Origin of the sequence: Duganella sp. SG902 (genome assembly GCF_013376005.1) — a bacterium.
Lineage (GTDB): Bacteria > Pseudomonadota > Gammaproteobacteria > Burkholderiales > Burkholderiaceae_D > Rugamonas.
Window position 1 is genome coordinate 460,341 of the sequence record NZ_JABMJK010000004.1, and the last position, 23,307, is coordinate 483,647.

Consider the following 23,307-nt stretch of genomic DNA (forward strand, 5'->3'; position numbering starts at 1 on the left):
ATTATGCGTATCAAGACGATCGCCCACGCAGCCGCCTGCGTGGCTGTGATGGCGTCCGGCCACACCCTGGCCGGCACTTTTGAGAAGACCGCCACCGGCGTGGTGGTCAAGCCTGACAGCGGCGCCGCCAAGGAGGTGCGCCTTGAGGTCATGGCCGACAACATCATCCACGTGGTGAAGCTGGACCAGGCGGGCAAATCGCTGACGCCATCGCTGATGACCGTAGCCGCACCTGTTAGCGGTAACTTCAGCGTCGCCGCATCCGGCAAGGACAAGGTCACGCTGAAGGCGAAGAAGATTTCGGTGGCGGTGTCGCTGGCCACCGGCCAGGTGCAGTTCTTCAACGCCGCCGGCAAGGCTTTCCTGACGCAGCAGGCGGAAAGCATGTCGCCGGTGGATGTCGACGGCAAGCCGTTCCTGGCGGTGAAGCAGGGCTTCAACTACGGCACCAAGGACGCCTTTTATGGCTTGGGCCAGCACCAGAATCACCAGATGAACCTGAACGGCGAAGACGTGCTGCTAATGCAGCACAATATGGCGATCGCCGTGCCGTTCGTGGTCTCCGACAAGAACTACGGCGTCCTGTGGGACAACAACTCGATCTCGCGCTTTGGCGACAGCAAGCCGTATGCGTGGCTGAGCCGCGACCTGCAGCTGACCGACGCCGATGGCAAGGCAGGCGGCCTGACGGCGCGCTACTACGTGGGCGACAAGCTGGTGTTCACGCGCCAGGAAAAGGACATCGCCTACCAGTACCTGAAGGACGTGGCCGAGAACTGGCCGAAGGAAGCCGGCGATCCGAAAGCGGCCAACCTGAAGGTGGTGTGGGAAGGCACGATGGCGTCGTCCAAGGCCGGCGTGCACAAGATGCAGCTCTACTCGTCGGATTACGCGAAGCTGAGCATCGACGGCAAGGAGATCATGGATGTGTGGCGCCAGGGCTGGAACCCGTGGTATCACAACTTTGAAGTGAAGTTCGAGGCCAACAAGCCGGTCAAGCTGCATCTGGAATGGAAGCCGAGCGGCGGCATGGTGGCGATGACGCACAACGACCCGCTGCCGGAAGACGAGCGCCACTCGCTGACCTTCTCGTCGGAAGTCGCTCAGAGCATCAACTATTACGTCATCAATGGCGAGAACATCGACAACGTCATCGCCGGTTATCACCACCTGACCGGCCAGGCGCCGATGATGCCGAAGTGGGCCTACGGCTTCTGGCAGTCGCGCCAGCGCTACGAGACGCAGGAGCAGTTGCTGGGCGTGCTGCGCGAGTACCGCAAGCGCGGCTGGCCGGTCGATAACATGGTGCAGGACTGGTTCTACTGGCCGGAAAACGGCTGGGGTTCGCACGATTTCGACAAGGCGCGCTTCCCCGATGCGAAAGCCATGGTGGACGAGGTCCACAAGGCCAACGCGCGCATCATGATCTCGATCTGGGGCAAGTTCTACTCCAACACCGACAACTACAAGGAACTGGCGGCCAAGGGTCATATGTGGACCAAGAACGTCGAAGACGGCGCGCTGGACTGGGTAGGCCCGGGCTACAAGAACAGCCACTATTCGCCGTACGCGCAGGAAGCGCGCGACATCTACTATCGCCAGATGAAACCGAAGCTGGTGGACCTGGGCTTCGACGCATGGTGGATGGATAACACCGAGCCGGACGTGCTGTCCAACACCCGTCCCGCCGACTTCAAGAAGCTGATCGGCCCCACCATTTACGGTGGCGGCGAGATCACCTTCAATCCATATAGCCTGGTGCATACGGAAGGCTTCTACGAGCACCTGAAGAAGGACCAGCCGGAGAAGCGCCAGTTCATCCTGTCGCGTTCCGGTTTCGCCGGCATCCAGCGCAACGGCACGGCCGTGTGGAGCGGCGATACCGCCAGCCGCTGGAACAATCTGTACGATCAGATCTCGGCCGGCGTGAGCATCTCCATGTCGGGCATCGCCAACTGGACGCACGACATCGGCGGCTATGCGCAGGAAACGCGCTTCCAGGTGGGCGACGTCGGCTCGGCGCAGGAGAACCGGAGCACCGGTGTCCAGCAGGGCAATCCGGAGGACATCAAGGAATGGCGCGAGCTGAATCTGCGCTGGTTCCAGTTCGGCGCGTTCTCGCCCCTGTTCCGTTCCCACGGCGAGGTGGTGAAGCGTGAGATCCACGAGATTTCGCCGGAAGGCTCGCCGATGCGCGAGTCCATGGTCTGGTACGACCAGCTGCGCTATCGCCTGATGCCGTACATTTACTCGGCCGCCGCCGACATCCACTACCAGTCCGGCGCCATCATGCGCGGCCTGGTGATGGACTTCCCGAACGACGAGGCGGTCAAGGACATCAAGGACCAATACCTGTTCGGCCGCAGCATGCTGGTGGCGCCGGTATATGTGTACGGCGCGCGCGAGCGCAGCGTCTACATGCCCAAGGGCGCCAACTGGTACGACTTCTACACCGGTGAACTGCACAAGGGCGGCAGCACGGCCACCATCAAGGCGCCGGAAACTCGCATGCCGGTGCTGGTGAAGGCCGGCGCCATCCTGCCGATGGGGCCAGTGACGCAGTACGTGGATGAGAAGCCGGATGCGCCGATCACGCTGAACGTGTACACCGGCGCGGACGGCAAGTTCTCGCTGTATGAAGACGATGGCGTCAGCAACGCCTACCTGCGTGGTGAAGCCAGCCGCATTCCGCTCAGCTACAACGACAAGACCGGCGTGGTCACGATAGGCGACCGCACGGGCCAGTACAAGGGCATGGTGGCGAAACGCCAGTTCAAGGTGCGCTTCATCAAGCCGGGCGTTTCGAGTACAGACAATTTCGACGCGGCTGACAAGGTGGTCAGCTACGAAGGTAAAGCAATCACGGTGAAAAAATGAAGACTCCAACCGCATTGTTGTTAATGATGCTGGCTGGCGCCACGGGCGCCGCCGTCGCGGCCGATGCGCGCCACATCGTGGTGGACGCCGCCGCGCCCACCACGCCGCGCGACCGCTTCGCCGACTTGTCGGTGGGCTCGGACTATCCGGGCACGCTGATCCGCGACGACAGCCTGGCGCAATTGAAGACCGCCAAGGACGAACTGGGCTTCCGCTACATCCGCTTCCACGCCATCTTCCACGACGTGCTGGGCACGTACAAGGAAGTGGACGGCAAGCCGGTGTACGACTGGACCAAGCTCGATTACCTGTACGACCGCCTGTTGAAGATGGGCGTCAAGCCGTTCGTGGAACTGGGCTTCACGCCGCTGGCCATGCGCAGCTCGGACCTGAGCATCTTCTACTGGAAGGGCAATACCTCGCATCCGGATCCGAAGAAGTGGGCGGGCCTGGTCGATGCGTTTATCCACCATGTGCAGGAACGCTACGGCAAGGAAGAGGTGCGCACCTGGTTCTTCGAGGTGTGGAACGAGCCTAACCTGGACGGCTTCTGGGAGAAGGCGGACCAGAAGGCATATTTCGATTTGTACGACAACACCGCGCGCACCATCAAGGCCATCGATCCCGCGCTGCGCGTGGGCGGCCCGTCGACCGCCGGCGCGGCGTGGGTGCCGGAATTCCTGGCCCACACCAAGGCAAGCGGCTCGGTTGTGGACTTCATCACCACGCACACCTATGGCGTGGATGGCGGTTTCCTCGACGAGAATGGCAAGGACGACACCAAGCTGTCGCCGTCGCCGGACGCCATCGTGGGCGACGTGCGCAAGGTGCGCAACGAGATGAAGGCGGCCGGTCATCCGGACATGCCGCTGTACTTCACCGAATGGAGCACCAGCTACACGCCGCGCGATCCGGTGCACGATTCCTATATCAGCGCACCCTACATCCTGAGCAAGCTGAAGGCGACCGAAGGCATCGTGCAGGGCATGAGCTACTGGACCTACAGCGATCTGTTCGAGGAACCAGGCCCGCCGACCGCGCCGTTCGAAGGTGGTTTTGGCTTGATGAATCCACAGGGCATCCGCAAGCCGTCGTGGTTCGCCTACAAGTACCTGAATCAGCTGGGCAATGAGGCGATCAAGACCGCCGACGCGCAGAGTTACGCGGCCAAGGATGGCCGTGGCGTGCAGGTGCTGGCCTGGGACTTCCAGACGCCTAAACAGGGCCGCAGCAATCGCGGTTTCTACACCACGGTGCAGCCGACCCGCGATGGCGCGCCGGTCAGTGTGGACCTGAAAGGCTTCAAGCCCGGCACGTATTCGGTGAGTATCCATCGCACCGGTTTCGAGGCCAACGATGCGCATACCGCGTACCTGAAAATGGGCTCGCCAAAGAACCTGACGCCGAAAGAGGTGGAACGTCTGCATGCGCTGACCATGGATCGCCCGCAGAACAGCACCGTGCGGGTGCCGGCTTCCGGTTCCGCTTCGGTGAAGGTGAAGATGCGTGTGAATGACGTGGTGCTGATCAAGATCACGCCTCAATGAAGCTGCTTGCCCTGGCATTGGTGGCCGCCAGCGCGGCCGCCGCACCGGATATGACGTTGCGCTATTCCCAGCCCGCCCCGGACACGGCGGCAGGTTGGGAGAAAGAAGCGCTCCCGATCGGCAATGGCCGCATTGGCGCGATGATTTTCGGGCAGCTGGCGCGTGAACGCCTGCAGTTCAATGACATCACGCTGTGGACCGGCGATGAAAAGGAGATGGGGGCGTTTCAGCCGTTTGGCGATGTCTACATCAATTTGCCAGGGCACGAGCAGGGCACGACATCGTATGCGCGCCGGCTGGATATCGGCCGCAGCCTGCATACGGTGAGTTATACGCACAATGGCGTGCAGTTCAAGCGCGAGGCGCTGGCCAGTTATCCGGCGCAGGTGATCGCGGTGCGGCTGACCGCCAGCAAGCGAGGCCAGTACACGGGCTCCATCGAACTGACCGACATGCATGGCGCGCAGATCAGCGCGCAGGATGGCCGCATCGTGGCCACGGGCGTGCTGCCGAATGCGATGCAATATGCCAGCCAGGTGCAGGTGCTGAACGAGGGCGGCAAGCTGGCGGTGGATGGCAGCAAGATCACCTTCACCGGCAGCGACGCGATCACGCTGATCCTCGGCGCCGGCACCAGCTACAGCAGCGACGCCGCTCGCCGCTTCCAGGGCGAGGCGCCGCTGCCGCGTGTGGCCGCGCAAGTCGCCGCCGCGCCGCGCTGGACGGCGCTGCTGGCGGCGCACCAGCGGGATTACGCCGCGTTGTTCGGACGCATGGCCGTGGACTTCGGCGCCGCATCGGCCACGCGCCGCAAGCTGCCCACCGATCAGCGCATCGAAGCCTATACCGCCGAGGGCAACGATCCCGAGCTGGAAGCACAGTTTTTCCAGTTCGGCCGCTACCTGCTGATTTCCAGCTCGCGCGGCTCTCTGCCGGCCAATCTTCAAGGCCTGTGGAACAACAACCCCACGCCGCCGTGGAAGTCGGACTACCACACCAACATCAATGTGCAGATGAACTACTGGCCGGCGGAACCGGCCAATCTGTCCGAACACCACAAACCCTTCTTCGATTTCGTGCAAAGCGTGGCCCCGGTCTACCGCAAGCTGGTGGCCGATACGGCGGCCAAAGCGATCGCCGATCCCGCGTCGGTGCCGATGGCGCCGCCGGACCTGAGCGGTGAAGCCGTGCAGCGCGAAGAGACCTTCGTCGGCAAGTCCGGCAAGCCAGTGCGCGGCTGGACCGTGCGTACCGAATCCAATCCTTTCGGCGGCATGGGCTATGTCTGGAACAAGACCGGCAACGCCTGGTACATGCAGCACTTCTGGGAACACTACGCCTATACCCAGGATAAGACCTTCCTGCGCACCACGGCCTACCCGCTGATGCGGGAGGCGGTCGCTTTCTGGGAGGACTACCTGAAAGAACTGCCGGACGGCCGCCTGGTCGCGCCGCTTGGCTGGTCGCCCGAACACGGCCCGATTGAAGATGGCGTCAGCTATGACCAGGAAATCATCTGGGATCTGTTCAACAACACCGTGGAAGCGGCGGAAGCGTTGGGCGACACGTCTTACCGCAACCACGTCGCGGCATTGCGCGACAGGCTGGCCACGCCGGGCATCGGCAGCTGGGGGCAGTTGCTGGAGTGGATGGAAGAGAAAAAAGACAAAGTGCTGGATACGCCCCGCGATACGCACCGCCACGTGTCGCACTTGTTTGGCCTGTTCCCGGGGCGCCAGATCTCGCCAACCAAAACGCCGGCCCTCGCCGCCGCCGCGCGCAAATCGCTGGAGGCACGCGGCGACGCCGGCACCGGCTGGTCGATGGCATGGAAGACCGCCTACTGGGCGCGCCTGCTGGACGGCGATCACGCCTACAAAATGCTGCGCGGTCAACTGGCCAAGCCGGGAGCGCGCGCCGCGCAGCAGAATGGACCCGGCACCGAGAGCAATAACGCCGGCGGCACCTACCCGAACATGTTCGACGCCCATCCGCCATTCCAGATCGACGGCAACTTCGGCGCCACCGCGGCCATCTGCGAAATGCTGCTGCAATCGCAGACCGGCGAACTTCACCTGCTGCCCGCGCTGCCATCCGCATGGGCCAGCGGCTCGGTGAAAGGCCTGCGCGCACGCGGCGGCTACGAGGTGGACTTGAGCTGGGCCGACGGCAAGCTGACCTCCGCAACCATCCGCCGCACCGCCGGCGAAGGCGCTGGTGCGGTGCGTTATGGCGACAAGGTGGTGCCGTTCAATCTCAAGATCGGCGAGAGCAAACAATTCGGAAGGAGCTTGTAATGCGTTGGCTGCTGAGTGCTTTGTTACTGGCCCTGAGCAGCCAGTGTGTTGCGGTTCCCACCCAGATCCAGTACCTGAGCGGCACCGACAAGGATCACCGCGTCGAGTGGGACTTCCACGTGAACGGTGGCCGCAACAGCGGCGTGTGGAAGAAGATCCCGGTGCCCTCCAACTGGGAGATGGAGGGTTTCGGCACCTACCGCTACTACAGCGACTGGGAACAGGACCCGGCGCCGGACAGCACCGGCATCTACCGCCATCAATTCAATGTGCCCGCTGATTGGCGCGGCAAGCAGATCGAGATCGTGTTCGGCGCGGCGATGACCGACACGCTGGTCAAGATCAACGGCCAGCCTGCGGGACCAGTGCATCAGGGCGGCTTTTATGAGTTCCGTTACGACGTCACGCGCCTGCTCAAGCCGGGCGAGAACAACCAGCTTGAGGTAACGGTCAACCGCTACTCCGCCAACCGGTCGGTGAACCGCGCCGAGCGCAGCGCCGACTTCTGGCTGTTCAGCGGCATTTACCGGCCAGTGTGGCTGGAGGCCAAGCCCACCGCCAACATCGAGCGCATCAGCCTCGATGCGCGCCACACCGGCGACTTCGCGGCGGACGTGTTCCTGGCCGGCGCCAGCGGCGGCCAGGTCAGCGCGCGCATCACCACCCTCGCTGGCGCGCCGCTGGGCAAGGAGATGCGCGCGGAGGTGGTGGATGGCAAAGCCCATTTGCGCGGCCATGTGGATCGCATCGTTCCCTGGTCGGCAGAGAATCCGCAGCGCTACCAGGTGCGCTTCCAGTTGCTGGGCGGCGGCAAGGCCGTGCATGAAGTCAGCAAGACCATAGGCTTCCGTACCATCGAGCTGCGCCCGCGCGACGGCGTCTACGTCAACGGCCGCAAGGTGCGCCTGAAAGGATCGAACCGCCATTCGATCTGGCCGACCAGCGGCCGCACGACCAGCAAAGCGCTCAGCTACGAGGACGCGAAGCTGATGAAGGACATGAACATGAACGCGGTGCGCATGTCGCACTATCCGCCCGATGCGCACTTCCTGGACGTTGCCGACGAGGTGGGCCTGTACGTGATCGACGAGCTGACCGGCTGGCAGAAGGCCTACGATACCGACGTCGCCACGCCGCTGGTGAAGGAACTGGTGCAGCGCGACCAGCATCACCCGTCCATCATCTTCTGGGCCAACGGTAACGAGGGCGGTTTCAATCGCGACCTCGACAAGCTGTACGCCAACTGGGACGTGCAGAAGCGGCCGGTGATTCACCCATGGGAGAACTTCGGCGGCATCGACACCGCGCACTATCCCACCTTTAACTGCTGCGCCACGTCGCTGTTCAATGGCCGCGACGTGTTCATGCCGACCGAGTTCCTGCACGGCCTGTACGACGGCGGCGCCGGCGCCAGCCTGAATGACTGGTGGAACGCGATGCTGGCCAATCCGCTCAGCGCGGGGGGCTTTATCTGGTCGTTTGCCGACGAGGGCATCGTGCGCGAAGACCGTGGCGGCGCCATCGACGTCGCCGGCAACCTGGCGCCGGACGGCATCGTGGGGCCGTATCGCGAGAAGGAGGGCGGCTACTTCGCGATCAAGAAGATCTGGACGCCGGTCTATTTGCCGCTGTCGGAAATGGCATCGCTGCCGCCGACGTTCGATGGCGTCATCACGCTGGAAAACCGCTACGACTTCACTAACCTCAAACAGCTGAAGTTCAGCTGGCAGCTGGTGCGCTTTGGCCAGGCCCAGGGCCATGCGGTGGTTGCGCGCGGCGGCGTGAAGGCGCCCGACGTGGCGGCGGGCATGCGCGGCGTCACCAGCATCGCCTTGCCATCCGATTGGCGCAAGCAGGATGCCTTGTACCTCACCGCCACCGGCCCCGATGGCCGCGAGATTTACACCTGGTCGTGGATGATCGCCAGCCCGCAAGAGGTGGCGCAGCGCATGGCCTTGCAGCCGGCGGCCGCGGCGCAAGCCACGCTGACCGAACTGGTGGACGGCTATCGCCTGCAGGCGGGAGCGCTCAGCGTCATCATCGACAAGGCTACCGGCTATCTGCGCGAACTGAAAAAAGGCGATGTCATCGCGCCGCTGAGCAACGGCCCCCGCCTGGTCAGCGGCAAGGCTGAACTGAAGCGCATACAGGCCACGCGCCAAGGCAACGACGTGCTGGTGGCCGCCGAATACAGCGGCAACCTGCGCAAGGTGAACTGGCACCTGACGGCCGCCGGCCAACTGAGCGTGAACTACGGTTACCAGATGGAGGCCAGCCGCTATGTCGACGCCCTGGGGGTGACTTTCGACTACCCCGAGAGCGAAGTGAAATCCATGCGCTGGCTGGGACGCGGCCCGTATCGCGTGTGGAAGAACCGCACGCAAGGCGTGGAGTTCGACGTCTGGCAAAAGGACTACAACGACGCGGTCACCGGCCTGTCGTGGAACTACCCGGAATTCAAGGGCTTCCACGACAAGGTCTACTGGGCGACGCTGACGACGAAGAACCTGCCGATCACCTTCATCAACCACGCGGAGGACATCGCCCTGCGCGTGTTCACGCCGAAGGAGGCCAGCGGCGAGGGCTTCGAACCGAAGGGGACGCATGTGGATTTCCCTCCGGGCGACATCTCCTTCCTCAACGCGATCCTACCGATCGGCACCAAGTTCAATCCACCGGGCGAGCTGGGGCCGGCGGCGCAGCAGGCGCGCACGCCCAACCTCGGCATCTGGCTGGAAAACACCATCGATATCGTGACTGGAGACCGGCCGGCGCCATAAGGCGGTGTGTGTAATTTTGTTTGCCAGTTGACGATTTTCATAATTGCGCACTGTTGCGGTGCTGCGCACAATGTTTACAAACCCGCGCGACCGGAATCGCGCGGAGATAACAATGTGGAGACAGCCGCAATGAAGACTTGTGCCGGACGCCTTGCCGCGTCAAAGCCCGTTGCATCGCCCGGCGAACACCGCGCCGCGATAACTTTCCGCCCCGCCCCAGCCTTCTCAACCTGATCTGCCTCGAATACCGCCAGCGCCTGGTCGCTGGATCCCGGGATTCCGTTCTCACGGACGGATGACGCGTTCGCCCTTCCATGCGTGGGGCGCGCACCTTGTGGTATCCACCAAGTAATGAAGAGGAGACAATTCATGACGAAACATCTTTCCGCTCCGATCGCGGTTGGCGCAGGAGGCGGGCGCTGGCGCCGCATCCTGGCCATCTCCGCACTGGCACTGGCCGGAGCCGCGGTATCGCCGGCGCAGGCGGCCAGCTACACCTGGAACAATGTGCGGATCGTGGCCGGCGGCTACGTCGACGGCATCATCGGCCACCCCGGGCAGTCCGGCCTGTTCTACGCCCGCACCGACATCGGCGGCGCCTACCGCTACGACAATGGCACCTGGGTGCCGCTTAATGACTGGACCGCGCCATCCAACTGGCATCACATGGGCATTGAGTCGATCGCTATCGATCCGCGCAACGTCAATATGCTGTACATGGTGGCGGGCATGTACACCCAGAACTGGGATGGCAACGCGGTGGTGCTGGTCTCGAACAACAAGGGCGCCAGCTTCAGCTCCTATCCGCTCAGCTTCCGCACCGGCGGCAACAACGACGGTCGCAACGCCGGTGAAAGACTGCAGGTCGATCCGAACCTCGGCTCGGTCCTGATGTACGGCACCTTCAACGACGCCGCGCAGGGTGCCACCAATGGCATCTGGAAGAGCACCAACAGCGGCCAGACCTGGACCCGCCTTAACGGCTTCACCGCGCTGACCAATGACGGCAGCGGCGCCGGCGTGGCCTTCGTCACGTACTACAAGTCGTCCGCCAGCAACGGCAGCGCGACGCCGACCGTGTTTGCCGGCGTGTCGACCGCCAGCGCCGCCTCGGCCGGCGTCACGCTGTACAAGAGCACCGATGGCGGCAGCCACTGGTCGGCGGTCTCCGGCGGCCCCACCGGCCAGTATCCGAACCACGGCCAGATTGGCCCGGACGGCAATCTGTACATCACCTACGGCAATGCCATCGGCCCGAACGGCATGACCAGCGGGCAGGTATGGAAGTACAGCGTCGGCGGGAACACCTGGCAGAACATCACGCCGCCCAATCCAAACAACTACACCTTCGGTTATGGCGGCCTGTCGATCGATCCGCAAAAATCGGGCGCACTAGTGGTGATGACCATGGACCGCTGGTGGCCCGGCGATACCATGTTCCGCAGCACCAATGGCGGCACCAGCTGGGTCGACGTGGGTGCCGCTTCCAGCCGCGATGCCAGCGTGTCGCCATGGGTGAAGTTCGGCGCGTCCACGGCTGCCTTTGGCAACTGGGGACAGGTGGTCATCGATCCATTGAACTCGGCGCGCGCGTTCTACGGCACCGGCCAGACGGTGTGGACCACCAATAACCTGACGGCGGCCGACAGCGGCCAGGCCACCAGCTGGACGGTCGGCGCCAGCGGCATCGAGGAAACCGCCACGCTGGCGCTGATCTCGCCCACCTCCGGCGCGCCATTGATCAGCGGACTGGGTGACATCTGCGGCTTCGTGCACACCAGCCTGACGGTGTCGCCACCGGCCGGCATGCACAGCAACCCGATCTGCGGCAATGGCACCGGACTGGATTACGCCAAGTCGCTGCCATCCAAGATCGTCCGGGTGGGCACGGGCGGTTCGGTGTTCGGCGCGGTGTCCACCAACGGCGGCACCAGCTGGACACCGTTCGCCAACCAGGCCGGTTCCGCCCAGGGCGACGGCACGGTGGCGATTTCGGCCGACGGCGGCACCATCGTCTGGGCACCGAAGGACGTCGCGCCCGCGTACTCGACCAACAATGGCGCCAGCTGGACCTCGACCGGGCTGCCGGTCAGCACCTCGTGGCAGATCCTGTCCGATGGCCTGAACGGCAACCTGTTCTACGCCTACAACGCGGCCACCGGCATCTTCTACGCCAGCGCCAACAAGGGCGTGAGCTGGTACACGGCGGCGTCGGGCCTGGCGACCGGCGGCAAGGTGACCGCCGTGACGGGCATTCAAGGCGATATCTGGCTGGCCGCGTCGTCCGGCCTGTATCACAGCACCAGCTCAGGCTCCAGCTGGAGCCTGATGTATTCCGGCGTGGTGACGGCGGCCAACTCGGTGGGCTTCGGCAAGGCGGCCAGCGGCGCGTCCTACCCGGCCATGTATCTGGCCGGGACGGTCAGCGGCGTGCAGGGGATCTTCCGGTCCACCGACAGTGGCGGCACCTGGGTGCGCATCAACGACAACGCACACCAGTGGGGCGGCTACAGCCTGGTGGTGGGCGACCCCAAGACCTTTGGCACGGTGTACATCGCCCCTAACAGCGGACGAGGCATCATCTACGGCACCTCGCCGAACTAAGGTTCAGAAGCCGATGATGTCGCCATTCACAGGCATGTGTCGACGCTGACGCATTGCCTGTGGCGACATCGTGATGGTCGAGCCGTTGTTGAGCGTTTCGCTTTCGGTCGTATGGCCGACCGGGGTGTAGGCGTCGAACACGAACGGCAGTCCCTGCGCGTCCGCGAAGCTGGCTTTATCGGCGACGTGGAAATGCAGGTGGGGCGCGCCGGCGCCACCGGTCAGTCCAAGGCGCGCCAGTGGCGCGCCGCGCCGGACGCGCTCCCCCGGCTTGACCCGCACGCTGCCTTGCCGCAGATGCGCATAGTGCACGAAGACTCCGGGCGCCACCTCGAGCACGATGAAATTCCCGTACAGGGTGCGGGCCGTCAGTTCCTCCGGCTGCTCCTGTGGCGACAGCGGCTTGCGGTCCGCCATACCATCCCGCATATCGCGCACCACGCCATCGGCGACCGCCAGCACTTCCGCGTTCCAGCCCGCCCAGTCCTCAACACCGCTTTCGGCCAGCTTTTCTATCGGCACGCGCACCGCATGGCCATGCGCATCGAGGCCGAAGAAATCCACGGCATGGCGCTGCGGTATCGTGAGGCGGCCGTTTTGGGCGATCACGCTGCCCCAATGGTGAGATTGGGCATAACCGGGGCCTTCGTCCACCAGCCATGGGCCGCCGCGCAACGGCGGGCCAAGTACCACCGGGGTGGTTGGATCAATGGCGACCGGGATGTCGTCCGCCGTCTGCGACTCTCCCTTGGCGGTCGAGAAGACCAGCTTGTGACGCAGGCTGCGCGGCGGCTTTTCACTGGCGGGGAGCGGTACATCGATGAGCAGCAGGGCGTGCGCCCCGCCCTTGATGGCCAGGCTGCCGTCGGCCTCCAGCGTTTTCCCCGGCAAGAGCAGGGCGGCCAGCGATTCCCCGGTGAAGGCGGCCAACGGCGCCGCGCCGCTGTCGGCGTAGACGCTGACAGCGTTCAATTTGAGTGTGCCGGTGTCGGCGTAGAAATTGCCGACATCCAGTTCGTAGTACAGGTGGCGCGTCCCGTCGGTGACGGCCACCGCGCGCGGCGCCAGCGGCACATGCGCCGTGACGGGGGCCTGCAGTGGGGCGGCGGAGACTGTGGCGCCAAGCAGCAGGGCAGCCAGCACCGCGCCGCGCATCATGGATGGACTCCGTGGGACAGCAGGACAGGCAGGCGCATGGTGGGCTCTTTCAGTCGGTGGTGGCGTCAGGACAGCGTGACTTCGGTGGTGCTCATGAAGGTGATGATGACCGGATTCACCGCATCGCCATGCGTGATGGGGCCCATGTGGCCTCCACGCGTTTGCACGGCCGCCGCGTTGGGCAGGGCGGCGCCCAGCTGCTCCACCAGCAGGCGTGTGGAGGCCGGGCTGCGTTCGCCGGACATCACCAGCGCCGGCATGGTCAACATGGACAAATCATTCAACGTTGCCGGTTCGCCCAACAAGGCTTGGAAATCCAGCCGCACCTTGGTGATCTGCGCCACCATCTTTTCCTGCGCGCCGCGCGGGGCGTCGTCGAAGGCGCCGGGGCGGTTCCAGTAGTCGATGAAGATGCGGGTGGCGTCGCCATCCGAGGCGCTGGCCTTTATGCGTTCCACCACATCGACGATTTCCTTCTTGGCCGGGTGCTGCGCCGGCAGCAGGTGGAAGGCCACCGGCTCGAACAGCGTGAGCGACAGCACGCGCTCAGGCATGCGGCGCGCCAGGTGCAGGGCGCAGGCGCCGCCGAAGGAATGTCCAATCAAATGAAACGCTTCGCCCGGTTCCAGCTCGGAGGCGGTGGCGGCGATGATGGCGTCCACCTCGTGCGCCAGCGTGTGGGTATAATCTTCGGCGGCATCGGCCGGAAAGGGCGATGCGCCATAGCCAAGAAGATCGACCGCGATGCAGCGGTAAGCGTCACCCAGTTGCGCTTTCAGCGACGACCACTGGGACTTGGAACTCATGGAGCTATGCAGCAGGACGACAGCAGGTTTCATTGTCAGCTTGGTATGAAAAAGCGAAGCGGGGATTATACCTGTGTATTGTCTATACCACTCGGTGCACTTTTTGCGCGGGACAGGAGTACAGTAGGAGCTATGAATAATTCTAAAAAATTCGCAGGCCTGGCAGGTCTCGCCAGCGTGCTGTGGATGGGTTTAACCGCGGCGGTGGCTGCTAATCAGAAGCGGCTGTTGTTCAACCCTCTTGGCAGCAAGCGTGAGGTACTCAAGCCTTACAGCACTGGGCATCGCACCCGTCCCATCGTGGTACGGGCGAAGGATGGCACACGCTTGTCCGGCTGGCTGATGACGCCTCCCATCGCCGGTCCGCATCCGGGCGTGGTGTATTTCGGCGGCCGCTCCGAGGAAGTGTCCTGGGTGGCGCGCGACGCCGGCAAGCTGTTCCCCGGCATGGCCGTGCTGGCGGTGAATTATCGCGGCTACGGCGATTCGCATGGCGATCCGGCGGAGGAGCACTTCGTCGACGACGGCCGCATGCTGTACGATTGGCTGAGCGAACGCCATCACGTCGATCCGAAACGCATCGCGGTGGTCGGGCGCAGCCTCGGCTCCGGCGTTGCGGTGCAGGTGGCGATGGAGCGTGACGCCAATTCCATCGTGCTGATTACGCCTTACGATTCCATCCTCGCCATCGCCAAGCGCAAGTTCAAGGCGATTCCGGTGGAGTACGTGCTGCAGCATAAATTCGAGTCGATCAAGTATGCGCATCAGATCAAGGCCCCGACCTACGTGCTGCGCGCGGCGGTGGATGACATCGTGCCGCATTCGCATACCGACCTGCTGGTGGAGAAACTGGGGGCGCTGCATGCGGACGAAATCGTGCCCGACTCCGACCACATCAACATCCCCTATCTGGAATCCACGCAGACGCGCATCGCCAGTTTCCTGGCGAGCCGTTTCAATGCTTCCCAGTGAGCTGGTGATGCAGGCGGCGCAGGCCTAGCCACACGGCGCCAATCACCAGCGGCACGGCGATGCCGGTCATCAGGTCCGGATTGACCGGCGTGCCGCTCGCCTTCAGGGCCTTGCCGACGTAGCCCACCAATCCCAGCGTGTAGTACGAGATGGCCGCCACCGACAGGCCTTCCACCGCCTGCTGCAGGCGCAGTTGCTGGGCCGCGCGCGCATCCAGCGATTGCAGGATCTTGCGGTTCTGCTGTTCCTGCTCGATGCCGACGCGCGTGCGCAGCAGGTCGTTGGTGCGGGCGATACGTTTGGCCAGACCTTCCTGCCGCTGCGCCACCGAGGTGCAGGTGTTCATCGCCGGCGCCAGCCGGCGGCCCATGAACTCCGCCAGCGTCGGCGTGCCGGGGATGCGCACTTCGCGCAGCTCCTGGATGCGCGACTGCACCAAGTTGAAATAGGCCTGCGAGGCGGCGAAGCGGTAGCTGTTGTTGACCGAGATTTTCTCCAGCTGCGCGGCCAGGCTGGTGATCCGGTGCAGCATGTCCTGGTCGCCGTTGGACTGGTTCTTCACCAGCGTGGCGGTCAGCTCGGCCAGCTCGCTCTCGATGCCGTTCAGCGCCGGCTGCGTGGCCTCGGCCTGCGGCAGCCCAAGCAGCGTCATGGTGCGATAGGTTTCGATCTCCAGCAGGCGGCCGACCAGGCGGCCGGGCTGGAACTCGCGCAGGTGCTGGTCGCGCACCACGAAGCGGCTGAAGCCATCCGGATGGATCAGGAAGTCGGTCCACACCTCGGCGTTGCCGCCGCCGCTGCTGCCCACCAGCGACCGGCCTTGATACAGCTCGCGGATGCTGGCCTCGAAACTGCCGTCGTCCGAAGCGTCCTTGCACAGCAGGACGTGGGCGGCGACGATGATCTTGCCGTGCAGGCCAGCCAGCCATTCCTGCGGAACGTGCCGCGCCGGCATGTGCTCGAAGGCGGCGCGGAAGTCCATGCCCGCCTCGCCGCGCTCGACGAAGGTATAGGTGGCGAATTCGGTGTGGCATTCCCATTTCAGTCGGAAGCGGCCGAAGTCATGGAAGAAGTAGCGCGCCTGCTCGTGTGGACCGGCCACGCCGTAGTGCAGGCAAAGCTGCTCCAGTATCTGGTGCTGGCTGCTGCGGTGATTCTGGCGCGAGGGCTGGTCCTGTTGCAGGTACAGCGCGAAGTGGGTGATGCTCTCGGGCGCCTGCAGTTGCAGGAACGGGCGGGAATGGATTTCCGCGGAGAGCGGAACACGCATCGGGTGATTCAGCTTGGCGAAATCGGCGTTGGCGCGATAAGCGAGCGACATGAACGTCCTTCAGAACTAGGTGGTGGGTAGCGCGTTGGCGCAAGGGGATCCCTGCATATGGCAGGCCAGATTGGAAAAGGTGACGGCGGCGATTTCGCGCATGGCTTCGACGGTAAAGAAGCCTTGGTGGCCGGTGACCAGGACGTTGGGGAAGGTCATCAGGCGTTGGAAGACATCATCGGTAATGATGTCGCTGGAGTGATCCTGGAAGAAGAGGGTGCTCTCCTGTTCATAGACGTCGATGGCCAGCGCGCCGAGCTGGCCGGACTTCAAAGCCTCGATCACGGCGGCTGTGTCGATCAAGCCGCCGCGCGAGGTGTTCACCAGCATGGCGCCGCGCTTCATGCGCGTCAGGCTGGCGGTGTTAATCATGTGGCGGGTGGCGTCCAGCAGCGGGCAATGCAGCGAGACGATGTCCGACCGCGACAGCGCCGCATCGAGGCTGGCGCGTTCGGCCACGCCGTCCAGTCGCGGCGTCGGCGCAGGATCGCTGACCAGCACCTTGCAGCCCATGCCGTGGAAGATGCGTGCGGCGGCCGCGCCGATCTGGCCGGCGCCGACGATGCCGACGGTCTTGCCGTGCAGCGTCATGCCCAGCAGGCCGTCCAGCGCGAAGTTACCCTCGCGGACGCGCGCGTAGGCGCGGTGAGTGCGGCGGTTCAGGGTCATGACCAGCGCCAATGCGTGTTCGGCCACCGCTTCCGGCGCGTAGGCCGGCACGCGCGCCATGAACAGGCCTAGCCGCGCGCCTTCCTTCACGTCGACGTTGTTAAAGCCGGCGCAGCGCAGCAGCACCGCGCGCACGCCCAGCGCGTGCAGGGCTTGCAGCACGGGCGCGTCCAGCAGGTCGTTGACGAATACGCACACGGCGGCGCAGCCTTGCGCCAGCGGCACGGTGTCCAGCTCCAGCCGGTCGGAGAAGTAGGCTGCTTCGATGCCGGGCGCGCGCGCTTCGTCGAGGAAGCGGCGGTCATAGGGCTGGGCGCTGTAGACGGCGATTTTCACGGCAGTTCCGGCGTCCACACCAGCAGGTCGGTCACGCCGATATCGATGCCGGCTTGCGACAGCAGCGTGCTGGCCTGGCCGCGATGGTGGGTCTGGTGGTTAAAGAAGTGCAGCACCACGCCGCCGAAGTGGCGGCGGTAGGCGTCGCCGCGCATGCTGCGGTATTCGAAGGTGTGCGCCAGGTCGGCTTCCGTGACTTGCGGCGCCCATGCGAGGATGATGGCGTCCAGTTGTTCGCGGTAGGCGCGCAGCGCGGACAGATCGGCGCTGAAGGAGTGCGTCAGGCCGGTTGGTTGGGGCAGCGTGTGCGCGGCTTGCAGCGCCGGGAAGCCGGCCGGATGCGTGCTGAATCGCTTGAGCCAGATGGTGTCGGCCGCCAGCAGGTGGCCGAGGGTGCCGCACAGGGAGCCGAAGAAGGCCTTGCGGTCGGCCGTGAATTCGTCCGGCGGCAGCTGGGCCGCCGCGTCGTACAGCTTCTGGTTCATGTCCGCGTTGTAGCGGGCCAGCAGGGCGATGTGTTCAATCATTCGGTATCGCGTATGGATTGGATTGCAGGAACATCTGGTCGTTGATGCGCGCCAGCACCTGGGCGCGTTCATCATCGTTCAGCGCGGGCAGGCCATCGCGTTCCGGCTCCAGTGTCGAGAGCAGGTCGCGTGTCATGGACTTGCCGGATGGCGTGGTGTGGTCGTCCTTCAGTTTGCCCAGCGTGTAGGTCAGCACCCGGGCCGACTGGTGCGCCTGCAGCTCCAGCGTGGCCTTGGCCAGCACGCCCTGGTCGTAGGCGATGTTGGTGGTGCTGCTGGCCGAGTCGTCGATGGTGACGTACTTGTAGTTCTGTGAGTTGGGCGACAGATCCAGCGCGAGATGCGCATCCGCCTTCACCGGCGCGTGATAGCGCGCTTTCAGGTGCGACTGCTGCTGTTGCGAGATACCGCGGTCCAGCTGCGAGCTGCCGGTGATGGAGGTCTTTTGCGACAACTCGTAGGCAAAGCTGTCCTTCTCGGTGATGCGCGCGGGGTTGGACGCCACCTCGGCCTGCGCGAACGACGCGTTGAAGTCGGCCAGGCCGGTGGTCATGGCGCGGTCCTGGTCGGTCAGCGTGATGGCGCGCGGCGCGATGGCTGGCGTGCCGTAGTCGCTGTTCATGTCGGTGAAGGCGTCCTTGAACATGGAGATCATGGCGCCGTTGCCTTGTCCGCGCGTGCCGGCCTGGTCGACCTGTTGCAGGTATTTGTTGAGCGCCTTGGCCTGCTGCTCCTTGCTGCCCCAGCTGGCGGGTTGGCTCAGGTCCACGGCGATGCTGGCGCTGCCCAGCGGGCCGCCGAAACTGACCGTGCGCCGGGTGGCGTCGGCATGGAATTCCAGTTGCTGCGTTTCCTTGGGGGTGATCTTGATCTGGGCTTTCAGGTCCACCGACGACAGGGCGCCATGATCGAACTGGGTCAGGCCGGCGAGGTCGATGCGCGGCGGGTCTTCGGTCAGCCCGTCGATCGAGGCCTGGAAGGCGTCGGCCAGCTTGCCCAGCGCCTTGCGTTCGGCCTCATTGAGCTTGCCGTCGCTGTGCGCTTCAATGGCGATGCTGTTGTCGCCGGCGTCCAGCTTCAGATCCACCTTGACGCCGCTGCGCGTGGTGACGGTCAGCGCGATCTGGTTGTCGCCCATGCCGTGCTGCGATACCTGCGACGGGGAGACCAGCATGTCGTAGGTAGCGGCTTGCACGCCGCCAGGCGCCTGCTGGACCGTTTGCGAAAAGTCCTCGCCATCGTAAGCCACCTGCTTCAGCAGTTCGCCGCCCAGGCCCTTGAGCCGGCCGGACGCCGGCTGTTCGCTGAAATTGCGCGCCATCAGGTTGGCGGCGGTGCTACGGGTGCGGTTTTCCCACACCAGCGTCTTGGCCGGCGTGCCGTCCGCCGCGCCGCCCAGCGATACCACGGTGGAGGAGGAGGCGCCGGTGGTGCCGGTCGCGCCGTTGGTGGACGTGTACGTGCCAGCCGTCGCCGGGTTGGCAACGGGCGGGGTGGTCCGATTCAGAGAGGTTATCGTCGTCATGACCTAATTATAGGCCGGATGGCGTGCAAGTCGTCATTCCGGCGAAAGCCGGAATCCATAGAGCGCGGGCGCCGTGTCAGCGCACGCGTTCCATGGGTTCCGGCCTGCGCCGGAACGACGAGGTGGTTTTAGCGGTGTAGTCTTACCGGCGGCAGCACTTTTGCGCGCAGCCAGTCGGCCAGCGTGTGGGTCAGCATCGGCACGGTGCCATGCAGCTGCAACAGGTGCTTTTGATACAACAGCCGATACAGCACGCTCGCCATCGACCCGCCCACGCGGTAACTCCTGCCGGTGACAGGGCCGGTGAGCGCGCCCACCGCCGCCTGCTGGCCCAGCGAGATCAGCGAGCCATAGTCGTGATAGCGGAAGTCCGGGCGCGGGGTGTCGTCCTTGCGCGCCAGCAGGTCGGCCAGGAACATGGCTTGCTGGTGCGCGACCTGCGCGCGCGGCGGCGTCGGGCCTTTGACCGGGCAGACGTAGTTGGCGCAGTCGCCCAGCGCATAGATGCGGCTATCGTTGGTCGATCGCAGACTGCTATCGACCATGATTTTCTTCAGGTGATTGACACTCAGTCCCAGCGTGGCGCACAACGGTGGCGCTTCCACGCCGGCGGCCCACAAGGTCAGATCGGCCGGATGGGCCTTGCCTTCCGCGTCGGTGACGGCGCCGGCGCTGACGCTGGCTACGGCGGTGGAAGTCAGCACATCGATACCCAGCGAGCGCAGATGGCGTGCGGCCCGCTGCGCCTGCAGCGGATCGAGCTGCGGCAGCAAATGCTGCCCGCGTTCGATCAGCGTGATGCGGATATCCTGTTCCGGATCCAGTTCGTGCACGCGGTACGCGGCCAGCGTGCGCGCGGTGTTGCTCAATTCCGCCGCCAGCTCTACGCCGGTGGCGCCGCCGCCGACGATCACCACATTCACCGGCTTCTTATGTTCGCCGGCGTGGATGCAGGCGTCGAAGAAGCGGCGGCGGAAGTGTTCCGCATCGGCCACGCTGTCCAGCGTGAGCGCATGCTCCTGCGCGCCGGGCACGCCGAAGAAATTGGTGACGGAGCCCAGCGCCAACACCAGCTTGTCGTAGGCCAGCACGCGGCAGGCGCCTTCGCCGCCGTCGCGCGGCGACAGGGTGATGGTCTGGTGCGCGCGGTCCATGCACAGCATATCGCCCTGCACGAATTCGAAGTCATGATCCAGCGCCTGCGCGCTGAACGGCAGCTCGCTCACTTGCGGATCGCATTTTCCGGAAGCGACCGTGTGCAGCAAAGGCTTCCAGAAGTGGCCGGGCCAGCGGTCCACCAGCACGATACGCGCGCGCTTGGTGGTGCCGAGCGTGTCTCCAAGACGGGTGGCGAGTTCGAGCCCGCCCGCACCGCCGCCGACGATGACGATGGTTTCCATATTGCGCCTCCAGTACAGATGAAAAAACTATGCGGCCCGGTGCAGCCCCGCCGCGGGGCGTTGCTGATCCGGCGTGTAGGGGCTGGCCTGCAGCTCATGCAGGGCATCGAAGGTGATGAACTGGCGTGGGCGCACCACGTCGGTGCCGTATGGCGCGACGGAGACGGTCCACAGGCCGGCGTCGGCCGCCGCGCGCAGCGCCGGCACGGCCGTGTCGATGGCGATGGCGTTGTGCGGCGCCGCGCCGACCGCGCTCAGCGCGTGGACGTAAGGGCCGGCGCCGGTGGCGCTGTCGAAGCCGACACCGCCCGCGACCACGCTAAACAGGCTGGTGACGTCGGCGCCGAAGTAGCGGTCCAGCAGGGCGGAGGTGGCGGGCGCCGGCAGGTCGGTCAGGATGCAGATCTTGCAGCCGGCGTCCGCGGCGTCCTCGATCAGCGCCAGCGCGGCCGCTTGCGCCTGCGGTGGACGCGACAGGATCGCCTGGTGGAACTGGCGGTGCTTGTCCTCATACAGTTCCGCCACGCGCTGCTTCTCGCGCGACAGTGGCGGCACACCGACAACGGCAGCGATGGCGCGGGCGTAACCATGGGTGGCGGCCGCCGCGCGCAGCGCCGGCAAGGTCCAGCGTACCGACAGGCCGGCGTTGGCGAACGCCGCGTTGCAGGCCGCCAGATGCAGCGCCTCGGTATCGAACAGAACGCCGTCCAGTCCCAGGAAGATCACGTCTATGCTCATAGTATTCTCGCTCAACGATGTCAGATGATTATCAATATAGGGGTAGAATGAACAAAAGAAAAATTAAAGATATTCGATAAACGATAAGGAATCCTTATGTATCATGCGAGTTTTCGCCAGCTACAGTCGCTGGTACTGGTGGGACGCCACGCGAGCGTGTCGCGCGCGGCCGACGCCATGCACCTCACGCAGCCCGCCGTATCGTTGCAAATCCGCACACTGGAGGAGATCGCCGGCATTCCGCTCACGCGCAAGGTGGGGCGCAACATCCAGCTGACGGCGGCCGGCGAGGTGATGGCGGAATTCTCCGAGCGCATCCTGCGGCTGTGGGAGCAGGCCACCGACGAACTGGCGGCGCTGCAGGGCGTGACTTCCGGTACGCTGCGCATCGGCGCGGTAACCACGGCGGAGCACTTGCTGCCGCCGATGCTGGTGCCGTTCACGCTGGAGCGGCCGGACGTGCGCCTCAAGCTGCAGGTCGGGAACCGCACCGAGATCATCAACATGCTGGCGCGGCACGAGATCGAGCTGGCCATCATGGGCACGCCGCCGCGCGAGCTGCGCACCAACGCCGCCAAGTTCGCGCGCCATCCGATGGCCTTTGTCGCCAGTCCCTCGCACCCGCTGATGAGGAAGAGAAAAGTCACCCTCAACGACGTCATGGCGGCCAACCTGCTGGTGCGGGAGCGCGGCTCCGGCACGCGCACGGCGGTGGAGAAGCTGCTGCGCGAAGAAGGCCACGCGGCGGAATTCGGCTCCGAAGTATCGAGCAACGAGGCGATCAAGCGCATGGTGGCGGCGGGGCTGGGCGTGGGCTTTTTATCGGTGCACGCCTGCGGACTGGAATTCAAGGCCGGCCTGCTGGCCACGCTGCCGATCAAGCTGGTGGAGGCGGACTGGCACATCATGCACTTGAGCGACCAGCCGATTCCGAAAGTGGCGGCCTCGTTCCAGGATTTTGTGATCGAAAACGGCCAGGACCTGGTGGCGCGCGAGCTGGAAGGCTTCACCAGGCGCAAATCGTATCGGTAAAGCCACCTATACAGTGGTGGAAACTGTTTGCATAAGTGTACTGGTCAGCGCCAGTACACTTGGTCGTACAATGCAAGTACACTCTACACACGGATATTGTCATGTCGCTCGAATTGCTGCTGCCCCTGTGCACCTTTGCCGCCGTCAGTTCCATCACGCCCGGCCCGAACAACGCCATGATCCTGGCCTCGGGTCTGAACTATGGCTTTGTGCGATCGCTGCCGCATCTGTTCGGCATTACCTGCGGCTTCGCGTTCATGATTTTCGCCACCGGCATGGGGCTGCACGCGGTGTTTGAGCAGGTGCCGATGCTGCAGGTCGTGCTCAAATACGGCGGCGCCATCTACCTGCTTTGGCTGGCGTGGAAGCTGGCGCACGCGGCGCCGATGAGCGGCGAGCAGGCCGCCTTGTCCAAACCGATGGGCTTCTTCGGCGCGGCCGCCTTCCAGTGGATCAATCCGAAGGCATGGGTGATGGCCTTGAGCGCCTTGACCACCTATCTGCCGCAGGGCTTCAAGGTGGGCGACGTGGCGCTGTTGGCGGGAGTGTTCGGCGTGATCGGCATCTTCTGCGTGGGCGCCTGGGCGCTGTTTGGCGTGGCGATGCGCCGCGTGCTGCAGGACCCGCGTTCGGTCCGCATCTTCAATATCGTGATGGCACTGCTGCTGGTGGCGACCCTGTATCCGATGCTGGCCTGATACCATAGCGGCTTTACCGG

16 protein-coding genes are annotated in these 23,307 nt (G+C 64.6%); 8 read left to right on the forward strand and 8 right to left on the reverse strand.

What is annotated here, in order from left to right:
- Positions 1 to 3: 3 nt before the first annotated feature.
- The 5 genes from FHW83_RS11365 to FHW83_RS11385 all read left to right on the forward strand — a co-directional run bounded on the left by FHW83_RS11365 (position 4) and on the right by FHW83_RS11385 (position 12,105).
- On the forward strand, positions 4 to 2,877 hold the full coding sequence (locus FHW83_RS11365; RefSeq protein ID WP_176646459.1) for a TIM-barrel domain-containing protein: 2,874 nt from the start codon (positions 4 to 6) through the stop codon (positions 2,875 to 2,877).
- Positions 2,874 to 4,424: a beta-xylosidase gene (locus tag FHW83_RS11370; RefSeq protein ID WP_176646460.1), complete on the forward strand. Its 1,551-nt coding sequence runs from the start codon at positions 2,874 to 2,876 to the stop codon at positions 4,422 to 4,424. The genes FHW83_RS11365 and FHW83_RS11370 overlap by 4 nt, the downstream gene beginning before the upstream one ends.
- The gene (locus tag FHW83_RS11375; protein WP_176646461.1) at positions 4,421 to 6,721 is read left to right on the forward strand and encodes a glycoside hydrolase N-terminal domain-containing protein; all 2,301 of its coding nucleotides are present in this window, start codon (positions 4,421 to 4,423) and stop codon (positions 6,719 to 6,721) included. The genes FHW83_RS11370 and FHW83_RS11375 overlap by 4 nt, the downstream gene beginning before the upstream one ends.
- Positions 6,721 to 9,501, forward strand: a complete 2,781-nt coding sequence (locus FHW83_RS11380; RefSeq protein ID WP_176646462.1) for a glycoside hydrolase family 2 TIM barrel-domain containing protein — start codon at positions 6,721 to 6,723, stop codon at positions 9,499 to 9,501. Before FHW83_RS11375 ends, FHW83_RS11380 begins: the two co-directional genes overlap by 1 nt.
- 369 nt (positions 9,502 to 9,870) lie before the next feature.
- A complete protein-coding gene (locus FHW83_RS11385; protein ID WP_176646463.1) occupies positions 9,871 to 12,105 on the forward strand; it encodes a carbohydrate-binding protein in 2,235 nt (744 codons plus the stop codon).
- Between the two features lie 3 nt (positions 12,106 to 12,108).
- Here the strand turns inward: FHW83_RS11385 and FHW83_RS11390 are convergent, their stop codons facing one another.
- Both FHW83_RS11390 and FHW83_RS11395 read right to left on the reverse strand, forming a co-directional pair.
- Entirely contained in the window at positions 12,109 to 13,248 is a 1,140-nt protein-coding gene (locus tag FHW83_RS11390) for a M23 family metallopeptidase (RefSeq protein ID WP_176646464.1), read from the reverse strand.
- Positions 13,249 to 13,328: 80 nt separating this feature from the next.
- Positions 13,329 to 14,102: an alpha/beta fold hydrolase gene (locus FHW83_RS11395; protein WP_176646465.1), complete on the reverse strand. Its 774-nt coding sequence runs from the start codon at positions 14,100 to 14,102 to the stop codon at positions 13,329 to 13,331.
- A 99-nt stretch (positions 14,103 to 14,201) separates the two neighbouring features.
- Here FHW83_RS11395 and FHW83_RS11400 point away from each other — a divergent pair, with 99 nt between their 5' ends.
- The gene (locus FHW83_RS11400) at positions 14,202 to 15,041 is read left to right on the forward strand and encodes an alpha/beta hydrolase (RefSeq protein ID WP_176646466.1); all 840 of its coding nucleotides are present in this window, start codon (positions 14,202 to 14,204) and stop codon (positions 15,039 to 15,041) included.
- Here the strand turns inward: FHW83_RS11400 and FHW83_RS11405 are convergent.
- The 6 genes from FHW83_RS11405 to FHW83_RS11430 all read right to left on the reverse strand — a co-directional run bounded on the left by FHW83_RS11405 (position 15,025) and on the right by FHW83_RS11430 (position 21,557).
- Entirely contained in the window at positions 15,025 to 16,362 is a 1,338-nt protein-coding gene (locus FHW83_RS11405; protein ID WP_176646467.1) for a DUF3422 family protein, read from the reverse strand. The genes FHW83_RS11400 and FHW83_RS11405 overlap by 17 nt on opposite strands.
- A 15-nt stretch (positions 16,363 to 16,377) precedes the next feature.
- Positions 16,378 to 17,367: a 2-hydroxyacid dehydrogenase gene (locus tag FHW83_RS11410; protein ID WP_176646468.1), complete on the reverse strand. Its 990-nt coding sequence runs from the start codon at positions 17,365 to 17,367 to the stop codon at positions 16,378 to 16,380.
- Positions 17,364 to 17,894 (reverse strand): DinB family protein, encoded by a 531-nt coding sequence (locus FHW83_RS11415; RefSeq protein WP_176646469.1) that lies wholly within the window; start codon positions 17,892 to 17,894, stop codon positions 17,364 to 17,366. The genes FHW83_RS11410 and FHW83_RS11415 overlap by 4 nt, the downstream gene beginning before the upstream one ends.
- Entirely contained in the window at positions 17,887 to 19,419 is a 1,533-nt protein-coding gene (locus FHW83_RS11420) for a hypothetical protein (RefSeq protein ID WP_176646470.1), read from the reverse strand. Before FHW83_RS11420 ends, FHW83_RS11415 begins: the two co-directional genes overlap by 8 nt.
- A 128-nt stretch (positions 19,420 to 19,547) precedes the next feature.
- On the reverse strand, positions 19,548 to 20,819 hold the full coding sequence (locus FHW83_RS11425; protein WP_176646471.1) for an NAD(P)/FAD-dependent oxidoreductase: 1,272 nt from the start codon (positions 20,817 to 20,819) through the stop codon (positions 19,548 to 19,550).
- Between the two features lie 27 nt (positions 20,820 to 20,846).
- On the reverse strand, positions 20,847 to 21,557 hold the full coding sequence (locus FHW83_RS11430; RefSeq protein WP_176646472.1) for an HAD family hydrolase: 711 nt from the start codon (positions 21,555 to 21,557) through the stop codon (positions 20,847 to 20,849).
- 96 nt (positions 21,558 to 21,653) lie between these two features.
- On the opposite strand from FHW83_RS11430, the gene FHW83_RS11435 reads away from it, so the two are divergent.
- Both FHW83_RS11435 and FHW83_RS11440 read left to right on the forward strand, forming a co-directional pair.
- Complete coding sequence (locus FHW83_RS11435) at positions 21,654 to 22,589, forward strand: LysR family transcriptional regulator (protein WP_176646473.1); 936 nt, start codon at positions 21,654 to 21,656, stop codon at positions 22,587 to 22,589.
- A 101-nt stretch (positions 22,590 to 22,690) separates the two neighbouring features.
- Positions 22,691 to 23,287: a LysE family translocator gene (locus FHW83_RS11440; RefSeq protein WP_176646474.1), complete on the forward strand. Its 597-nt coding sequence runs from the start codon at positions 22,691 to 22,693 to the stop codon at positions 23,285 to 23,287.
- Positions 23,288 to 23,307: the final 20 nt, after the last annotated feature.